The sequence below is a fragment of the Bacillus sp. NP247 genome (genome assembly GCF_018966865.1).
Lineage (GTDB): Bacteria > Bacillota > Bacilli > Bacillales > Bacillaceae_G > Bacillus_A.
On the sequence record NZ_CP076653.1, the window covers coordinates 4,313,420 to 4,329,941 of the forward strand.

Consider the following 16,522-nt stretch of genomic DNA (forward strand, 5'->3'; position numbering starts at 1 on the left):
AAGGAATGTGTATGATGATTACTCACGAACAAATTATGAACGCTTTAAGCCATGTAGAAGATCCAGAGTTACACAAAAGTATTGTGGAATTAAACATGGTTAGAAATATAAAAATTGATGGTACAGAAGTTGGGCTAGAAGTAGTTTTAACGATACAAGGTTGTCCGCTAAAAGCAAAAATTCAAAACGATATTGAAGACTCTCTTCGAAATATTGGGGCATCAAAAGTTTCCGTAACATTCGGTTCAATGACACCAGAAGAACGAGCGGCATTAACAGCGTCTTTAAAGAAAGAGGCTAGAACAGAAACAGGTATGCCTAGTATGCTCCGACCTGATTCAGGTGTACGCTTTATTACTATAACGAGCGGAAAAGGTGGAGTCGGAAAATCAACTGTAACGATTAATCTTGCTACTGCGTTAGCTCGTATGGGCAAAAAGGTAGGGATTTTAGATGCAGATATATACGGATTCAGTATCCCGGCAATGATGGAAACGAATGAAAAGCCAACGATGATCGATCAAACCGCACTTCCAGTCGTTAGTCACGGTGTTAAAATTATGTCGCTGGGATTCTTCACAGATGGTAATAAACCAGTAATGTGGCGAGGACCGATGTTAAACAAATGGATTCAAAACTTCCTTGCAAACACGCACTGGGGAGAATTAGACTATCTACTTCTTGATTTACCACCTGGAACAGGAGACGTTGCGATAGATGTCGCTGCCATGATTCCACAAGCGAAGGAAATTATCGTTACAACTCCTCATAACGTAGCTTCATTTGTCGCGTCTAGAGCAGGGGTAATGGCAAAACATACGAAACACGATATTTTAGGTATCGTTGAAAACATGGCATATTACGAAGAACAAGATGGCTCAAGAAACTACCTCTTTGGAAAAGGAGGCGGTGAAATGTTAGCAGAACAACTGCAAACAGAAGTGATAGCACAAATACCGTTTGCGAAGCGTGAAGAGAATAAAGGGTCGTGTGTATATGACGAAGATTCACTCGTTGGGGAAATGTTTACTTCTTTAGCAGAAGATCTTATTTATAACGGATAGGTTGATAGAAAAGTGGGATGCATAGCATGTATGTATCCCACTTTTTATTTTATGTAGAGTTATTTCAATGGTTTTAAAGGTTATATTTAAGATTGTAATAACTTAGAGACCATTTGTGGAATTTGATTAGCCTGCGAAACCATACTAAACGCAACTTCAGTTAACAATTTAAACTTTAAAAAATCGCTCATTTCTTGCGCCATATCCGCATCTTCAATTCGAGAAGCAGCATCTGTTAACGCTGTACTTTGACTATTTAAATTATCCATATTAAATTGCAAACGATTTATCATCGCACCGAGATCAGCACGATGAAGTGATACATTTTGTAAAGCTTCTTCAATTTTACGAATCGCCACTCTTGCTTCTTGTTCTGTTGAAATCTTGATGTCATGTTGTGTAGGGGAAGGGGGAATATGTGTCGTTATATTTACTGTATGACCGATATCATCTAACGTAACAGGACGTCTTTCGCCATCAAATACGGATAAATCATTAAACTCAGTTGTCTCACCAATATAGCCAATTTGTTCTGTTAAAGATTGAAACTCTTTATTCAGCGAATCACGGTTTGTAGTTGAATTTGTACCACTTGCAGATTGAATAGCTAAATCACGCATACGCTGTAAAATATTCGTCACAGTTTGAAGGGCAGCTTCTGCCATGCGAAGCATCGATATCGCATCCTCATTATTACGAATTGCCACACGCATACCGCTTGCTAAATGCTCCATCGCAACATTCATACGTCGTTCATTCTCATATAACGATTGCCTAGCGTTCATACTTAAAACATTCGTGCCAATATGCATAATAGACACTCCTTATAAATTGATATAGTCAGTGTTCTAAAGCTAATAAACGGCTACGAACAGAAAAAGGGACTTATGCTTATTTCCTGTCTGTGTTTTAACATGAGATAGGGTAGAATTAGGCACTGACCGCTTCTACGCATCGCTGATGCTCTCTTACGACTAAAAAAGAAAGGTTTTACAAAAAAATCATTTATATAGAAAAAATGAACCTCTCCGCAAGCAGAGAGGTTCATTCATCAAACTAACTCAAATGGCTTATTGTAATAATTTAGAAACCATTTGAGGAGTTTGGTTAGCTTGAGAAAGCATGCTGATACCAGCTTCGTTCAAGATTTTGAACTTAGTCATTTCAGACATTTCTTTCGCCATGTCAGCGTCTTCGATTTGAGAAGCAGCTGCAGCCATATTAGTAGCTTGGCTCGTTACGTTGTTTAAGTTGTGATCTAAACGGTTTAATTGAGAACCGAAAGTTGCTCGCATGTCAGCAACTGATTGGATAGCTTTATCAATAGCTTTCATTTCAGTTGTTGCAGCAGTTACAGCTGCAGCTGTATCAGCACCTGTTAAAGTTCCAACAGCAGCACCAAGTAGTGTAGCTGCCTTTGCATCAATAGCTTTAATTTCAAGAGTATCACTTGCAGCATCAGAAAGTTGAATTGTAATATCTGTACCCTTCTTAGTAGCATCAGCATCAGCTGAATTTAAAAATGCGTTACCATTAAAGTTAGTTTTTCCAGCAATATGGTCAATTTCCTCTGCTAATTGTTTGTACTCTTTGTTTAGGGAAGCTGAATCTGTTGTGTTATTCGTACCACTAGCAGCTTGCGTAGCAAGATCACGCATACGAAGTAAGATGTTAGAAATTGAGCCTAATGCAGCGTCGCCAGTACGTAAAGCAGACATAGCGTCTTGTGTGTTACGCGCCCCAACGTTTAAGCCGCCTTCTTTCGCACGCATACGAGTAGCGATAGCTAAACCAGCCGCATCGTCAGCAGCACTGTTGATAGATTTACCGCTAGATAAACGATTCATCGCAGTGTTCATTTTGTCTTGATTTTGGCGCATGTACTCTTGTGTACGCATGCTGTTAATGTTTGTATTAATTCTCATAAATAAGAACCCCCATTTTTTATCTTGTTTTTTTAGTTATATATATGATCAAATGGATTATTGTAATAATTTTGAAACCATTTGTGGTGTTTGGTTAGCTTGAGAAAGCATGCTGATGCCGGCTTCGTTTAAGATTTTGAACTTAGTCATTTCAGACATTTCTTTCGCCATGTCAGCGTCTTCGATTTGAGAAGCAGCTGCAGCCATATTAGTAGCTTGGCTTGTTACGTTGTTTAAGTTGTGGTCTAAACGGTTTAATTGAGAACCGAAAGTTGCTCGCATATCAGCAACGTTTTGAATAGCAGTGTCAAGAGCCGCCATTTCAGTTGTTGCAGCAGTTACAGCTGCAGCTGTATCAGCACCTGTTAAAGTTCCAACAGCACCACCACCAAATAATTTAGCTGCTTTTGCATCAATAGCTTCAATTTCAAGAGTATCACTTGCAGCATCAGAAAGTTGAATCGTAATCTTCTTACCGCCACCAGTTGCGTCTAAGAATGAATTGCCGTTAAAGTTAGTTTTTTCAGCAATATGGTCAATTTCATCTGCTAATTGTTTGTACTCTTTGTTTAGGGAAGCTGAATCTGTTGTGTTATTCGTACCACTAGCAGCTTGCGTAGCAAGATCACGCATACGAAGTAAGATGTTAGAAATTGAGCCTAATGCAGCGTCGCCAGTACGTAAAGCAGACATAGCGTCTTGTGTGTTACGCGCCCCAACGTTTAAGCCGCCTTCTTTTGCGCGCATACGAGTAGCGATAGCTAAACCAGCCGCGTCGTCAGCAGCACTATTGATAGATTTACCGCTAGATAAACGGTTCATCGCAGTGTTCATTTTGTCTTGGTTTTGGCGCATGTACTCTTGAGTACGCATGCTGTTAATGTTTGTATTAATTCTCATGTTAAGAACCTCCAGTAGTTTTTAATTATATATAAAATTACTCTATATCATCAAATGACTTATTGTAATAATTTAGATACCATTTGTGGCGTTTGGTTAGCTTGAGAAAGCATGCTAATGCCAGCTTCGTTTAAAATTTTGAACTTAGTCATTTCAGACATTTCTTTCGCCATGTCAGCGTCTTCGATTTGAGAAGCGGCAGAAGCCATGTTAGTAGCTTGGCTAGTTACGTTGTTTAAGTTATGGTCTAAACGGTTTAATTGAGAACCGAAAGTTGCTCGCATGTCAGCAACGTTTTGAATAGCTTTATCAATAGCTTTCATTTCAGTTGTTGCAGCAGCTATAGCAACTGCTGGATCAGCAAGGTCTGTTAAAGTTCCAACAGGAGCTTCAAGTAGTGAAGCTGCCTTGGCATTAATAGCAGTGATATCAAGAGTATCGCTTGCAGCGTCAGAAAGTTGAATCTTAATATCCGTACCGCCATTAGCTTTGTCTAAGAAAGCATTGCCGTTAAAGTTTGTTTTTCCAGCAATATGGTCAATTTCATCTGCTAATTGTTTGTACTCTTTGTTTAGGGAAGCTGAATCTTTAAGGTTATTCGTACCGCTAGCAGCTTGCGTAGCAAGATCACGCATACGAAGTAAGATGTTAGAAATTGAGCCTAATGCAGCATCGCCAGTACGTAAAGCAGACATAGCGTCTTGTGTGTTACGCGCCCCAACGTTTAAGCCGCCTTCTTTTGCACGCATACGAGTAGCGATAGCTAAGCCAGCCGCATCGTCAGCTGCACTGTTGATTGATTTACCGCTAGATAAACGGTTCATCGCAGTGTTCATTTTGTCTTGGTTTTGTCGCATGTACTCTTGCGTACGCATGCTGTTAATGTTTGTATTAATTCTCATGTAAAGAACCTCCATTTTTTTATATTGATTTTTCTGTTAATTGATAAACGTAAATATGCAAAAAAATCAATTTCGAGATTAATTGTAATCCTTGGTATATATCGTGTCAACGAATAATTGTAATTATTGAATATAAAAAAATACAGTTTTTCTATTTGTTCATTTTTTTATTACAATATTATCAAAAGGATTATTGCAAACTTTTAAAAAAAACTCTAATATTAGATTATCTTTGTTTACCGAAAAGGTGATATTATGGTAGTTGGAAATATAGTAAAAGAAGTGCTTGCATATAAGAAAGGACAAATTCAGCAAAAATTAAGTAGTCCGCAGACCTTCGTTAGTAGTCGTTTTCAAGATCAATTGCAGAGTGAACCTGCGAAGGAGACGAAGGTTACTCCGCAAACGGCAAAAGTAGAAGATATGAGTCAGCCGGTACAATCTACGAAAATAGAAACGGTTGTTAATAAACCGGAAGAATCTATTAATACAGTAGAGGAAGCGAATAAGCCGGAGGAAAAAGCTGAAACGAAGCAAGTAGATGAAGTGCAAGTTGCACAAAAAGAGTTTGAGCGACGTTTCTCAGAAACGAAAAATGAGCCTGCTGATACGTGGGAATTAACGAAGAAGTATAATATTCAGAAAATACGTTCTTCAAATGAAGGTAAGTATGAGGATATTATTGATCGCGTAAGTAGTACATATGGAATTCCGAAAACGTTAATTCAAAAAATGATTGAAGTAGAGTCTAATTTTAATCCGAAAACGGTGTCACATGCAGGGGCGATGGGGCTGATGCAGCTTATGCCAGCGAATGTGAAAGAGATGGGTGTAAAAAATCCATTTTCACCAGCTGAAAGTATTGAGGGCGGTGTGAAAGAGTTAAGCGGTTATTTAAAGAAAAATAACGGTGACTTAGTATTGGCGCTTGCTTCTTATAATGCTGGCCCTGGTAATGTGAGAAAGTACGGAGGCGTACCGCCATTTAAAGAAACGCAAGGATATATTAAAAAAATATTAAATATCGACGTTTCAAAATAAGAAATTTCATATATAGAGAGAACATGAAATTTTCGTGAACATGATATGGGAGTTGGCTAGATTTGAAATTACAAGATGATATTCCGTTAACAATTTATTTTGAAATCGGAAATACGAAAAAGAAAATTGAAGATCTGCTTCATATTACGAAAGGTACATTGTATCGTCTTGAAAATTCAACGAAAAATACGGTGCGTCTTATGCTTGAAAATGAAGAGATTGGAACCGGAAAGATTTTGACGAAGAATGGGAAAATGTACGTTGAAATCGTTGAATTGAAAAGGTAGGGAAGGGGATTGTCATGAGTGGCGAAAAATTAAGCCAAGAGCAAATTGATGCCCTGCTGAAGGCGGTAAATGAAGGCGAGGAAATGCCAGCTTTCGCACAAGAAGCAGGGAAGCAAGATAAATTTCAAGAGTATGATTTTAATAGACCAGAGAAGTTTGGTGTTGAACATTTACGTAGTTTGCAGGCGATTGCGTCTACATTTGGAAAGCAGACGTCACAGACGTTGTCAGCTCGTATGCGTATTCCAATTGAACTCGAGCCTTCTACTGTTGAGCAAGTTCCATTTACGAGTGAGTATGTAGAGAAAATGCCGAAAGATTATTATTTATATTGCGTGATAGATCTAGGTTTACCAGAGCTTGGAGAAATTGTTATTGAGATTGATTTAGCGTTCGTCATTTATATTCATGAATGCTGGCTTGGCGGAGATAGTAAGCGTAACTTTACGATGCGTAGACCGCTAACGGCGTTTGAATTTTTAACGCTTGATAATATATTCTTGCTTCTTTGTAAAAATTTAGAGCAATCATTTGAAAGCGTTGTTGCGATTGAACCGAAGTTTGTAACGACGGAGACAGATCCGAATGCGCTGAAGATTACAACGCCAAGCGATATTATTTCATTACTGAATGTAAATATGAAAACAGAGTTTTGGAATACGACAGTTCGTATCGGTATTCCGTTCTTATCTGTTGAAGAAATTATGGATAAGTTAACGTCTGAAAATATTGTCGAACATTCTTCGGATAAGCGTAAAAAGTATACGTCTGAAGTAGAAGTGAAAGTAAATCAAGTGTATAAACCTGTTCACGTTGCAATTGGTGAGCAGAAGATGACAATTGGTGAGATTGAGCAAATTGAAGAAGGCGATATTATTCCGCTTCATACAAAGGTTTCAGATCAACTACGTGGTTATGTAGATGGAAAACATAAATTTAATTGTTTTATCGGGAAAGATGGAACGCGTAAGGCGCTCCTATTTAAAAGTTTTATAGAGTAGGAGGATCCATATGAAGCATGAAGTATCTCCTGTGTCATTAATGGGATTAGAAGAATTTGCAGGGAAGCGAAATGAAGCGGGTAAAGCGCATATTGATACCGTTTCGGATATTTCGATTGAACTTGGTGTAAAGCTTGGGAAGTCATCGATTCAGCTTGGCGATGTGAAACAATTAAAAGTTGGCGATGTTCTTGAAGTAGAGAAAAATTTAGGACATAAAGTAGATGTATATTTAAGTGATATGAAAGTCGGTATTGGTGAGGCAATAGTAATGGACGAGAAGTTTGGCATTATTATTTCTGAAATTGAAGCTGACAAGAAACACGCGGCGCTTATGAAGGCGCAAAATCAAATGCAGGATAAAGAGTAGAGGAGGAGTCATATGTCGTATATGACGACCTTATTTCAAGTCGTTTTACTGTTTGGTGCGCTCGGCTATGGTGCATATTATATGACGAAAAAGACGCGCAAACAGCAGTTTTTTAAGCAAGGTGAAAACGGCCATATTCAAGTGAAAGACGGTGTTTATTTAAATCATCAAACGAGCGCCTTTTTATTTGAAGTGGACGGGAAGCAAGTGTTTACTGTTATTAGTAATAACGGTGTACAATCTGTGCAATTAACAGGAACAGGAAATCAGTTTCAACAAGCGCTAGAAGACGCGGTGAAGAGTGAAACGAAAAAAGTAGAGGATCCATCATGAGAATAAAGAAACAGTTATCGTTATTTGCCGTTATTTTCGTATTTTCTATTGTTTTTTCAATTGTTTTTGTAAATCCAGCGTATGCAGCCTCGAACGGTTTTATTAATTTCGAAAATGGAAAAGAGTTTACGAGTAATTCAAGTGTACAACTATTCGCGCTCGTTACCCTTCTATCATTATCTTCTTCTATCGTTCTTTTATTTACGCATTTTACTTATTTTATGATTGTTCTTGGGATTACTCGTCAAGGGCTTGGGGTTATGAATTTACCACCGAACCAAGTGCTTGTGGGACTCGCATTATTTTTATCGCTGTTTACAATGCAGCCAGTGCTTGGTCAATTAAAGAGTGATGTGTGGGACCCGATGACGAAAGAAAAAATAACAGTAAGTCAAGCTGCGGAGACGACAGCTCCGATTATGAAAGATTATATGTCGAAGCATACGTATAAGCATGATTTGAAAATGATGCTGAAAGTGCGTGGAGAAGAGTTGCCGAAAGATTTAAAGGATCTTTCATTGTTTACGCTTGTGCCATCCTTTACGTTAACGCAAATTCAAAAAGGGTTACTTACAGGGATGTTCATTTATTTAGCGTTTGTCTTTATTGATTTAATTATTAGTACACTTTTAATGTACCTTGGGATGATGATGGTACCGCCGATGATTTTAAGTTTACCATTTAAAATACTCGTTTTCGTATATTTAGGTGGATATACAAAAATCGTCGATATTATGTTTAAGACGGTCGCCTGAAGCGTTTGATGCTATGTGATAGGAGTCATATAAATGAATACGTCACCAATTATAGATATTTTCCAAACCTTTTTTTATAAAGGGGTTATGATTTTAATGCCGATTGCCGTTGTAAGTATGATTGTCGTTATTATTATCGCGGTTATTATGGCGATGATGCAAATTCAAGAGCAAACGCTGACGTTTTTACCGAAAATGGCGAGTATTGTACTCGTTATTATCATTTTAGGTCCGTGGATGTTTCAAGAGTTAACGATGCTTATTTTAGATTTATTTGATAAAATCCCATCGCTATTGCGTTCGTACTAAGATAGGTGAACTGAAATGAATATGGAATTATGGGCGGCGACGTTTTTTGCGTTCTGTCGCATTACTTCATTTTTATATTTTCTACCGTTTTTCTCAGGTCGATCAATTCCGGCGATGGCAAAGGTTACATTTGGACTCGCTCTTTCGATTACAGTGGCAGATCAAGTGGATGTCTCTCACATAAAGACAGTTTGGGATGTAGCAGCTTATGCAGGAACGCAAATTGTAATTGGATTATCACTTTCAAAAATTGTAGAGATGCTGTGGAACATTCCGAAAATGGCAGGGCATATTTTAGACTTTGATATCGGTTTATCACAGGCGAGTTTATTTGATGTAAATGCAGGGTCACAGTCCACTTTGCTATCAACAATTTTTGATATATTTTTTCTTATTATTTTTATTTCACTGGGCGGCATTAACTATTTCGTTGCCACGATTTTAAAGTCGTTTCAATATACAGAGGCGATTTCAAAATTGTTGACGACTAGTTTTTTAGATAGTCTACTCGCAACGTTATTATTTGCAATTACATCAGCGGTTGAAATTGCTTTGCCACTTATGGGCAGTCTATTCATTATTAATTTCGTCCTTATTTTAATCGCAAAAAATGCACCGCAATTAAACGTTTTTATGAATGCGTACGTAATTAAAATAACGTGTGGTATTTTGTTTATTGCGATGAGTGTACCGATGCTCGGTTATGTGTTTAAAAATATGACAGACGTATTACTGGAAGAGTATACGAAACTATTTAACTTTTTCTTAACGAAGTAGGGGGACGCGCATGGCAAAGGATAATAAAACAGAAAAGGCCACCCCGCAGAAGCGTAAAAAATCGCGTGAAGAAGGGAATATCGCCCGGAGTAAAGATTTAAATAATTTATTTTCCATTCTTGTATTAGCAGTTGTCGTTTACTTTTTCGGAGATTGGCTCGGCTATGAGATTGCACATTCCGTAGCGGTACTGTTTGATCAAATTGGAAAAAATACAGATTCGACCGAGTATTTTTATTTAATGGCTATATTACTTCTGAAAGTATCGGCTCCTATATTAATACTTGTATATGCTTTTCATTTGTTCAATTATATGATTCAAGTTGGTTTCTTATTTTCTTCTAAAGTACTTAAGCCGAAAGCATCACGTATTAATCCGAAAAACTATTTTACGAGATTGTTTAGTCGTAAAAGTTTAGTAGATATTTTGAAATCACTATTTTATATGGGATTAATCGGTTACGTTTCGTACGTTCTCTTTAAAAAGAATTTAGAGAAAATCGTTAGTATGATTGGATTTAACTGGACAGCGTCACTTACTGAAATTATTAGCCAAATTAAATTTATCTTTCTAGCCATTTTAATTATTTTAATCGTTCTTTCTATTATTGATTTCATTTATCAAAAATGGGAGTACGAACAAGATATTAAGATGAAAAAAGAAGAAGTGAAAAGGGAGCATAAAGATAATGAAGGGGACCCGCAAGTAAAGGGGAAACGAAAAAACTTTATGCATGCCATCTTGCAAGGGACAATTGCGAAGAAGATGGATGGTGCAACGTTTATTGTGAACAACCCGACGCACATTTCAGTTGTGCTTCGTTACAATAAACAAGTTGATGCAGCGCCTATTGTCGTTGCAAAAGGGGAAGATGAGCTCGCATTATATATACGAACGCTTGCCCGTGAACAAGAAATACCAATGGTAGAGAACCGTCCGCTCGCTCGTTCTTTATATTATCAAGTCGAGGAAGATGAGACGATTCCAGAAGATTTATATGTAGCTGTAATTGAAGTTATGCGCTATTTAATTCAAACGAAAGAACTTGAAGTATAATAGCGCGTTTGGAGGGGATCTCTTTGTTTAAGATGGATTCTGCAAGAACCTATTTTTCTATCTTTTTAGCAGCGTCATTCGTTGTGGCGCTCTTAATTCCACTTCCACCATTTATACTTGATATCGTTATCGTTTTTCTACTAAGTATGTCAGTGCTTATTTATATGCGAGCTACAAGTATTAACGAGTGGGATGAATTAAAGTCATTTCCTACGATGTTGTTATTAATCGGGATTTTCCGCGTATCGATTAACGTTTCGACGACGCGAGCGATTTTAACAGACGGAAATGCGGGTCATGTTATTGAAGAGTTCGGTCAGTTCGTAATTGGCGGGAACTTATTAATTGGTATCGTTATTTTTATAGTATTAATCATATTCCAGTTTATCGTTGCAAACGGTGCGTCTCGTACAGCTGAAGTAGCAGCTCGTTTTACACTTGATTCTTTACCAGGGAAACAAATGTCTATCGATGCTGACTTGAATCAGCGTCTTATTACAGAAAAAGATGCACAGACGAAACGAAAAAAATTAAATATGGAAACAGAGTTTTACGGAGCGATGGATGGTGCCGGAAAGTTCATTAAAGGGGACGTTATTTTCGGGATTGTCATTTTATTCGTAAACATTATTTTCGGTTTAATTGTCGGTATGATGCAGCAAGGAATGAGCTTTGCAGATGCGGCTATTCACTATACACAGTTAACTGTCGGTGACGGAATTGTAAACCAAATCGGTTCGTTAATGCTTGCGATTTCAACAGGTATTATCGTAACGCGTGTATTTGACGGTTCAGCAGATACAGTAACTGAAGGAATCTTTAAAGAGTTATTAGCGCATGAAGTTGTTGTATATGCACTCGGTGGTTTATTTATCGCAATGGGTGTTTTTACACCGTTACCATTTTTACCATTTGCTCTCGTTGGTGGAACAATTATCTTCTTAGGAATTCGCAATAAAAAGCGAATAAAGAAAGAAAAAGAAGACGAGCTTCAAAAAGAATTAGAAATGATTCAAGGCGAGGATGAGCAATTACAGCAAGTGGAAGATTCATTCGGAGTCTTTACAGATAAATATCCAATTATCGTAGAGCTCGGTTTAGATTTAGCGGCACTTGTAAAGCAGAAGATTAACGGGGAAACAGCTCGTGATAAAGTTGTTCTAATGAGGAAGTCGATTATTACCGACCTCGGTATTAACGTTCCTGGAATTAACTTTAAAGATAATACGAGCTTTAGACCACGCGGACGTTACATTATTCGTATTAAAGGTGCGAAGGCGGCTGAAGGCGTTTTAAAATCAGGTTATTTACTAGCACTGAAAACACCGAACGTAATGGCTGATTTAGATGCAGAACCAGCGAAAGATCCAATTTTCGGTGAAGATGGATATTGGATATTGGAGCATATGGTACAAGATGCACAAATGAAGGGCTATCAAGTGTTAGAGCCGCTTAGCATATTAATTACGCATTTAGATGTTGTCGTTAGACGTAACCTTCACGAGTTAATTCAGCGTCAGCATGTGAAAGACTTGATTCACTCGCTTGAAACTGATAATGGCGTTTTATTAGAAGAGATTAAGAAGAAAGAAATTGATTTATCACTCGTTCAAAATGTTATTAAACAACTGCTGAAAGAAGGAATTTCAATCCGTGATTTGCCGACAATTATTGAAGGTATTATTGACGGGAAAGAAATTTATCAAAACCATGTTGATGGTGTCACTGCATTTGTTCGTGAATGTATTTCAAAAGTTATTTGTGAGAGTGCGAAAAATCCTGACGGGAAAATTTATGCAGCGCTTTTCGCTGATTCAATCGAGTTAGATGCGGATGTTGTTAATAATTCATACCAAGGTTATTTATTAAACTGGGATTTAGATTTAGAAACGCGAGTAGTAGAGCAAGTACAGCGCGTTTTCAAGCAAGCGCGTTTAATGGGAAGAGAGCCAGTATTATTAACACGCAGAAAAGATTTCAGATTTGCGATTGTGAGACTTCTTGAACGTTATCAAATAGAAGCTAAAGTATTATGTATTAGTGAACTAGCACCAGAAATTGTTGTAGATCAAATTGCTTATATTGAATAGTAGGGGGTGAAGTAATGGAAAGTACAGAAAAAAAAGAAGCGTTAATGCGAATAAAAGCAGCTTCGAAAAATGAATTGTATCGAAAGTTATTTGACCAATATGGTACAGATTATTACTACGTTGTCGATGAAAGTGTAAAACGAAACATCCCGTTTTTTTGGAAGAAAAATTATGAAATGTTAGTCGCTTTTCCTGAAGATAAACAGGAAGAAAGTAACGAAGGCATAGCTCAGTTTCATGACCAATTAATGGATGTTGTAAATGAACCTTCAGAAGAAATTGTGAAGGAAAATGGAATTCAATCGGTCTTGCACAATTTAGAAAACATAACGACTTCTATGTCGTACGCGGCGATGCAAACAGGGAATAGTGAAGAATGGGCAAGAAAAAAAGAGAAACTATTACAACTGTTTGAAAAGGGTATTGTCGTTGTGAAACATACAGAAGAGACGAAAGTAGCTAAAAAACAGCCTGTTGTGAAACAAGCTATTCCTGTAAAAAAAGAAGAAGTAGTTATAAAAAAAGAAAAACAGGAATCTGTACCGTTTATTATTCAAAAGGTAATTCGGATGTTAGAACAAAACGATGTGGAACAATATTTCATCCATGCATATGCTGAAAAATTAAAAGTGAAGTTTGAGAATGCAACGATGATTACAGAAGAAGAAGTCATTGGATACATATTGGAAGATATGAGATCTCATTTCAATACTGAAAACGTATTTGAAAAAGAGGTACAAACAATTGCATTAATCGGTCCAACTGGCGTTGGAAAAACGACGACACTTGCGAAAATGGCATGGCAGTTTCACGGTAAGAAAAAAACGGTTGGTTTTATTACAACAGATCACTCTCGCATCGGGACGGTACAGCAACTGCAAGATTACGTAAAAACAATTGGAGCAGAAGTTATCGCTGTGCGAGATGAACCCGCAATGGCAAGGGCACTTACTTATTTTAAAGAAGAAGCTCGCGTCGATTATATTTTAATAGATACGGCTGGAAAGAATTATCGTACGTCAGATACGGTTGAAGAAATGATTGAGACGATGGGGCAAGTAGAGCCAGATTATATTTGTTTAACGTTATCTGCTTCTATGAAAAGTAAAGATATGATTGAAATCATTACGAATTTTAAAGATATTCATATTGATGGAATCGTATTTACGAAATTTGATGAAACAGCGAGTAGTGGTGAATTGTTGAAAATTCCAGCAGTTTCATCGGCTCCAATTGTATTAATGACAGACGGACAAGACGTGAAGCAACATATACATATCGCTACAGCTGAACATTTAGCAAAACAAATGTTACAAACATCGTAAGAAAAGAGGTGAAGAATAAGGCGCTTGCCTTATTCAAACAAGTATGAACGGTCTTTATATAGGTTCTATGGGTATGATGAATTACATGCAGCATATTAATGTTCATTCGAATAACGTCGCAAATGCCCAAACCACAGGATTTAAAGCAGAAAATATGACTTCTAAAGTATTTGATGTACAAGACACATATCGCCGCGGTGACGGCGCGATGACAAATATCGGTTCGGTTGATTACGCTGTAGTACCAGCTGCGACGCATGTGAACTTAGTGCAAGGAAATATACAAATGACAAATAGTGCTACAGATTTCTTTTTAGATGACGGTGCGGCCGGAACATCATCATTTTTCGTTACATCTAAAAATGATGAAACATTTTTAACGAGAGACGGTAGTTTTACATTAAATAGTGATCGTTATTTACAAACAGCATCTGGCGCTTTCGTAATGGGTGAGAATAATGAACGTATTCGTATTCCAGAAGGAGCAAAGATAGCTGTACAAGCAGACGGCACTTTATACGACGAAGTAACACAAAATAACATTGCCCGCTTACAAACGAAAACAGTAGACACAGAAACAAACGCTCGCCTCGTGCAACGTGAAAACAAAAGCTTTACACTAGCAGAAGGTAACATTGCTGATTTACCGAATGGAACAGGGATTGTGAAAAATCATATGCTAGAAAATTCAAATGTGGATATGACGAAAGAAATGGCAGATCTTATGACGAGTCAAAAAATGATTCAAGCATCACAGCGTATTATGACTTCGTTTGATAAAATTTATGAAAAAGAAGCAAATGAAATATTGAGATAAAGGACTCCCGATAGCGGGAGTCTTTTTTTGTTCTTGCTTTTGTTTCAGTTACATCATAAAATGATAATGATTATCAATATCATCATTAAGCTTAAAAAGAATGGAATCTGTTATGTTAGCGGCACTTGCTTAACTAGGTGAATTAAAAACTAAGGGGAAGGTGTGTACATATGTCTATAAAAAAACAGCTTTGCATTGGACTATGTTTGATTTCTAGAAAGAAAGAACAAGAGAATAAGTTTGATTCAGGAATCGATGAACAAGTAGAGTTAGCACAACTGGCAGAGAAAGCTAAGTTAGATTTTGTTTTTAAAGCGGATTATTTAGTGGCACATCCAGATTTAATTGCACGTAATAAGGGGAATGTAATTTTAGATCCAACATTACTTTTTACTGCTATCGCTTATGCAACAGAAAAAATTGGAGTCGTTACGACAGCTTCAACATCATTTTATCCACCATACATACTAGCGAGGCAACTACAATCTTTAAATTGGATTAGCAATGGCCGAGTAGGATGGAACATTGTCACATCAATTGACGGTGCTGAAAACTTTGGTGAGGCAGGGATGCCACCATCTGAGGAACGATACGCGAAAGCAGCAGAATGTACAGAGTTAGTAAGAAAACTTTGGAGGAGCCATCCTTTTGAAGTTTTAAAAGAAGACAACGCAGATGTAATTAGAGAGATGGTACAGCCAATTGAGCATAGTGGTGAACACTTTGAGGTGAAAGGTCCACTTAATGTTCCGCAACATATTTCTGGGGAAATGCCTTTATTTCAAGCGGGTGCTTCAGAGTCAGGCCGGAATTTCGCTGCTTCTGTTGCGGATGCAATTTTCGCCGCGATGCCAGATGTAGAGTCAGGTATTGAACTTCGTCAAGATTTAAGAAGAAGAGCAGAAAAGCATGGCCGAAAGCAAGAGGATATACGTGTATTGCCTGGTTTATATTTCTTTATTGGTGATTCATATGAAGAAGCACTAGAAATGCACAGGCAAGCTCATCAACATCTTACAAAAGAGAAGAGGTACGCTTTACTTGAAATGGTTCTCGGGTTAGACGTTAGAGGGCTTCCATTAGAAAGTAAGGTTACTGAACATATGCTACCAAGTAGAAATCAAACTGTACGTAGTAAAACACATGCCGAATTATTACGGAATTTCATCATAAAAAATGAACCAACTGTTGAACAAATACTGGAGCGACCAGAAGTTGTTGGCTCTGCTCATTGGGTAGCGGTTGGTACACCACAAGACGTTTGTAAGCAAATTATGGATAGGTTTGAAGCCGGAGCATTAGATGGATTTATTGCAATTCCAGGGGGGCCTCCAAAATCATTGGATTTGTTCTTTAGTGAAGTCATTCCTTTATTCGTGAGAGCAGGTGTGTTTAGGGAAGAGTATACAGGTTCAACCTTACGTGAGCATCTGGAGGGGAACATATCAAATACTTTGCAGTTAAAATAAGTGGAATAGTATGTACAAAAAGCCTTTCACAAGAAGGCTTTTTATTTCGTTTTAAAATTTCAGAATTATCAATTGACTTTATAAGTCTTCTTTTTTATAT

18 protein-coding genes are annotated in these 16,522 nt (G+C 37.5%); 14 read left to right on the forward strand and 4 right to left on the reverse strand.

Annotated features, from left to right (window positions below; all coding sequences use genetic code 11):
- Window positions 1-11: 11 nt before the first annotated feature.
- Complete coding sequence (locus tag KPL75_RS22495) at window positions 12-1,064, forward strand: P-loop NTPase (RefSeq protein ID WP_219917846.1); 1,053 nt, start codon at window positions 12-14, stop codon at window positions 1,062-1,064.
- An 86-nt stretch (window positions 1,065-1,150) separates the two neighbouring features.
- Here the strand turns inward: KPL75_RS22495 and KPL75_RS22500 are convergent, their stop codons facing one another.
- The 4 genes from KPL75_RS22500 to KPL75_RS22515 all read right to left on the reverse strand — a co-directional run bounded on the left by KPL75_RS22500 (window position 1,151) and on the right by KPL75_RS22515 (window position 4,791).
- Window positions 1,151-1,876, reverse strand: coding sequence for a flagellin (locus KPL75_RS22500; RefSeq protein WP_219917848.1), 726 nt, complete (start codon window positions 1,874-1,876; stop codon window positions 1,151-1,153).
- Between the two features lie 258 nt (window positions 1,877-2,134).
- On the reverse strand, window positions 2,135-2,989 hold the full coding sequence (locus KPL75_RS22505) for a flagellin N-terminal helical domain-containing protein (protein WP_219917850.1): 855 nt from the start codon (window positions 2,987-2,989) through the stop codon (window positions 2,135-2,137).
- Between the two features lie 57 nt (window positions 2,990-3,046).
- The gene (locus tag KPL75_RS22510) at window positions 3,047-3,889 is read right to left on the reverse strand and encodes a flagellin N-terminal helical domain-containing protein (RefSeq protein ID WP_219917851.1); all 843 of its coding nucleotides are present in this window, start codon (window positions 3,887-3,889) and stop codon (window positions 3,047-3,049) included.
- A 59-nt stretch (window positions 3,890-3,948) separates the two neighbouring features.
- Window positions 3,949-4,791: a flagellin N-terminal helical domain-containing protein gene (locus tag KPL75_RS22515; RefSeq protein ID WP_219917852.1), complete on the reverse strand. Its 843-nt coding sequence runs from the start codon at window positions 4,789-4,791 to the stop codon at window positions 3,949-3,951.
- 255 nt (window positions 4,792-5,046) lie between these two features.
- Between KPL75_RS22515 and KPL75_RS22520 the strand changes: the two genes are divergently transcribed.
- The 13 genes from KPL75_RS22520 to KPL75_RS22580 all read left to right on the forward strand — a co-directional run bounded on the left by KPL75_RS22520 (window position 5,047) and on the right by KPL75_RS22580 (window position 16,422).
- Window positions 5,047-5,832, forward strand: coding sequence for a lytic transglycosylase domain-containing protein (locus KPL75_RS22520; protein ID WP_219917853.1), 786 nt, complete (start codon window positions 5,047-5,049; stop codon window positions 5,830-5,832).
- A gap of 62 nt (window positions 5,833-5,894) precedes the next feature.
- Window positions 5,895-6,119: a flagellar motor switch protein FliN gene (locus KPL75_RS22525; protein ID WP_000775712.1), complete on the forward strand. Its 225-nt coding sequence runs from the start codon at window positions 5,895-5,897 to the stop codon at window positions 6,117-6,119.
- Window positions 6,120-6,133: 14 nt separating this feature from the next.
- On the forward strand, window positions 6,134-7,120 hold the full coding sequence (fliM, locus tag KPL75_RS22530; protein ID WP_219917854.1) for a flagellar motor switch protein FliM: 987 nt from the start codon (window positions 6,134-6,136) through the stop codon (window positions 7,118-7,120).
- Window positions 7,121-7,130: 10 nt separating this feature from the next.
- The gene (fliN, locus tag KPL75_RS22535; RefSeq protein WP_002064660.1) at window positions 7,131-7,490 is read left to right on the forward strand and encodes a flagellar motor switch protein FliN; all 360 of its coding nucleotides are present in this window, start codon (window positions 7,131-7,133) and stop codon (window positions 7,488-7,490) included.
- 12 nt (window positions 7,491-7,502) lie between these two features.
- Window positions 7,503-7,823: a hypothetical protein gene (locus KPL75_RS22540; protein ID WP_000121176.1), complete on the forward strand. Its 321-nt coding sequence runs from the start codon at window positions 7,503-7,505 to the stop codon at window positions 7,821-7,823.
- Entirely contained in the window at window positions 7,820-8,578 is a 759-nt protein-coding gene (locus KPL75_RS22545; protein ID WP_016092914.1) for a flagellar type III secretion system pore protein FliP, read from the forward strand. The genes KPL75_RS22540 and KPL75_RS22545 overlap by 4 nt, the downstream gene beginning before the upstream one ends.
- Window positions 8,579-8,611: 33 nt before the next feature.
- A complete protein-coding gene (locus KPL75_RS22550; RefSeq protein WP_002011993.1) occupies window positions 8,612-8,887 on the forward strand; it encodes a flagellar biosynthetic protein FliQ in 276 nt (91 codons plus the stop codon).
- A gap of 15 nt (window positions 8,888-8,902) precedes the next feature.
- Entirely contained in the window at window positions 8,903-9,664 is a 762-nt protein-coding gene (locus KPL75_RS22555) for a flagellar biosynthetic protein FliR (protein ID WP_001055697.1), read from the forward strand.
- A 10-nt stretch (window positions 9,665-9,674) separates the two neighbouring features.
- Entirely contained in the window at window positions 9,675-10,721 is a 1,047-nt protein-coding gene (flhB, locus tag KPL75_RS22560) for a flagellar type III secretion system protein FlhB (RefSeq protein WP_219917855.1), read from the forward strand.
- 23 nt (window positions 10,722-10,744) lie between these two features.
- Window positions 10,745-12,811 (forward strand): flagellar biosynthesis protein FlhA, encoded by a 2,067-nt coding sequence (flhA, locus tag KPL75_RS22565; RefSeq protein WP_219917856.1) that lies wholly within the window; start codon window positions 10,745-10,747, stop codon window positions 12,809-12,811.
- A gap of 14 nt (window positions 12,812-12,825) precedes the next feature.
- The gene (gene flhF / locus KPL75_RS22570; RefSeq protein WP_219917857.1) at window positions 12,826-14,136 is read left to right on the forward strand and encodes a flagellar biosynthesis GTPase FlhF; all 1,311 of its coding nucleotides are present in this window, start codon (window positions 12,826-12,828) and stop codon (window positions 14,134-14,136) included.
- 43 nt (window positions 14,137-14,179) lie between these two features.
- Window positions 14,180-14,953: a flagellar basal-body rod protein FlgG gene (locus KPL75_RS22575; RefSeq protein ID WP_219917858.1), complete on the forward strand. Its 774-nt coding sequence runs from the start codon at window positions 14,180-14,182 to the stop codon at window positions 14,951-14,953.
- A 170-nt stretch (window positions 14,954-15,123) separates the two neighbouring features.
- Window positions 15,124-16,422 carry an NtaA/DmoA family FMN-dependent monooxygenase gene (locus tag KPL75_RS22580; RefSeq protein WP_219917859.1) on the forward strand — a complete coding sequence of 433 codons (1,299 nt, stop codon included), beginning with the start codon at window positions 15,124-15,126 and terminating at the stop codon, window positions 16,420-16,422.
- The last annotated feature ends 100 nt before the right edge of the window (window positions 16,423-16,522 follow it).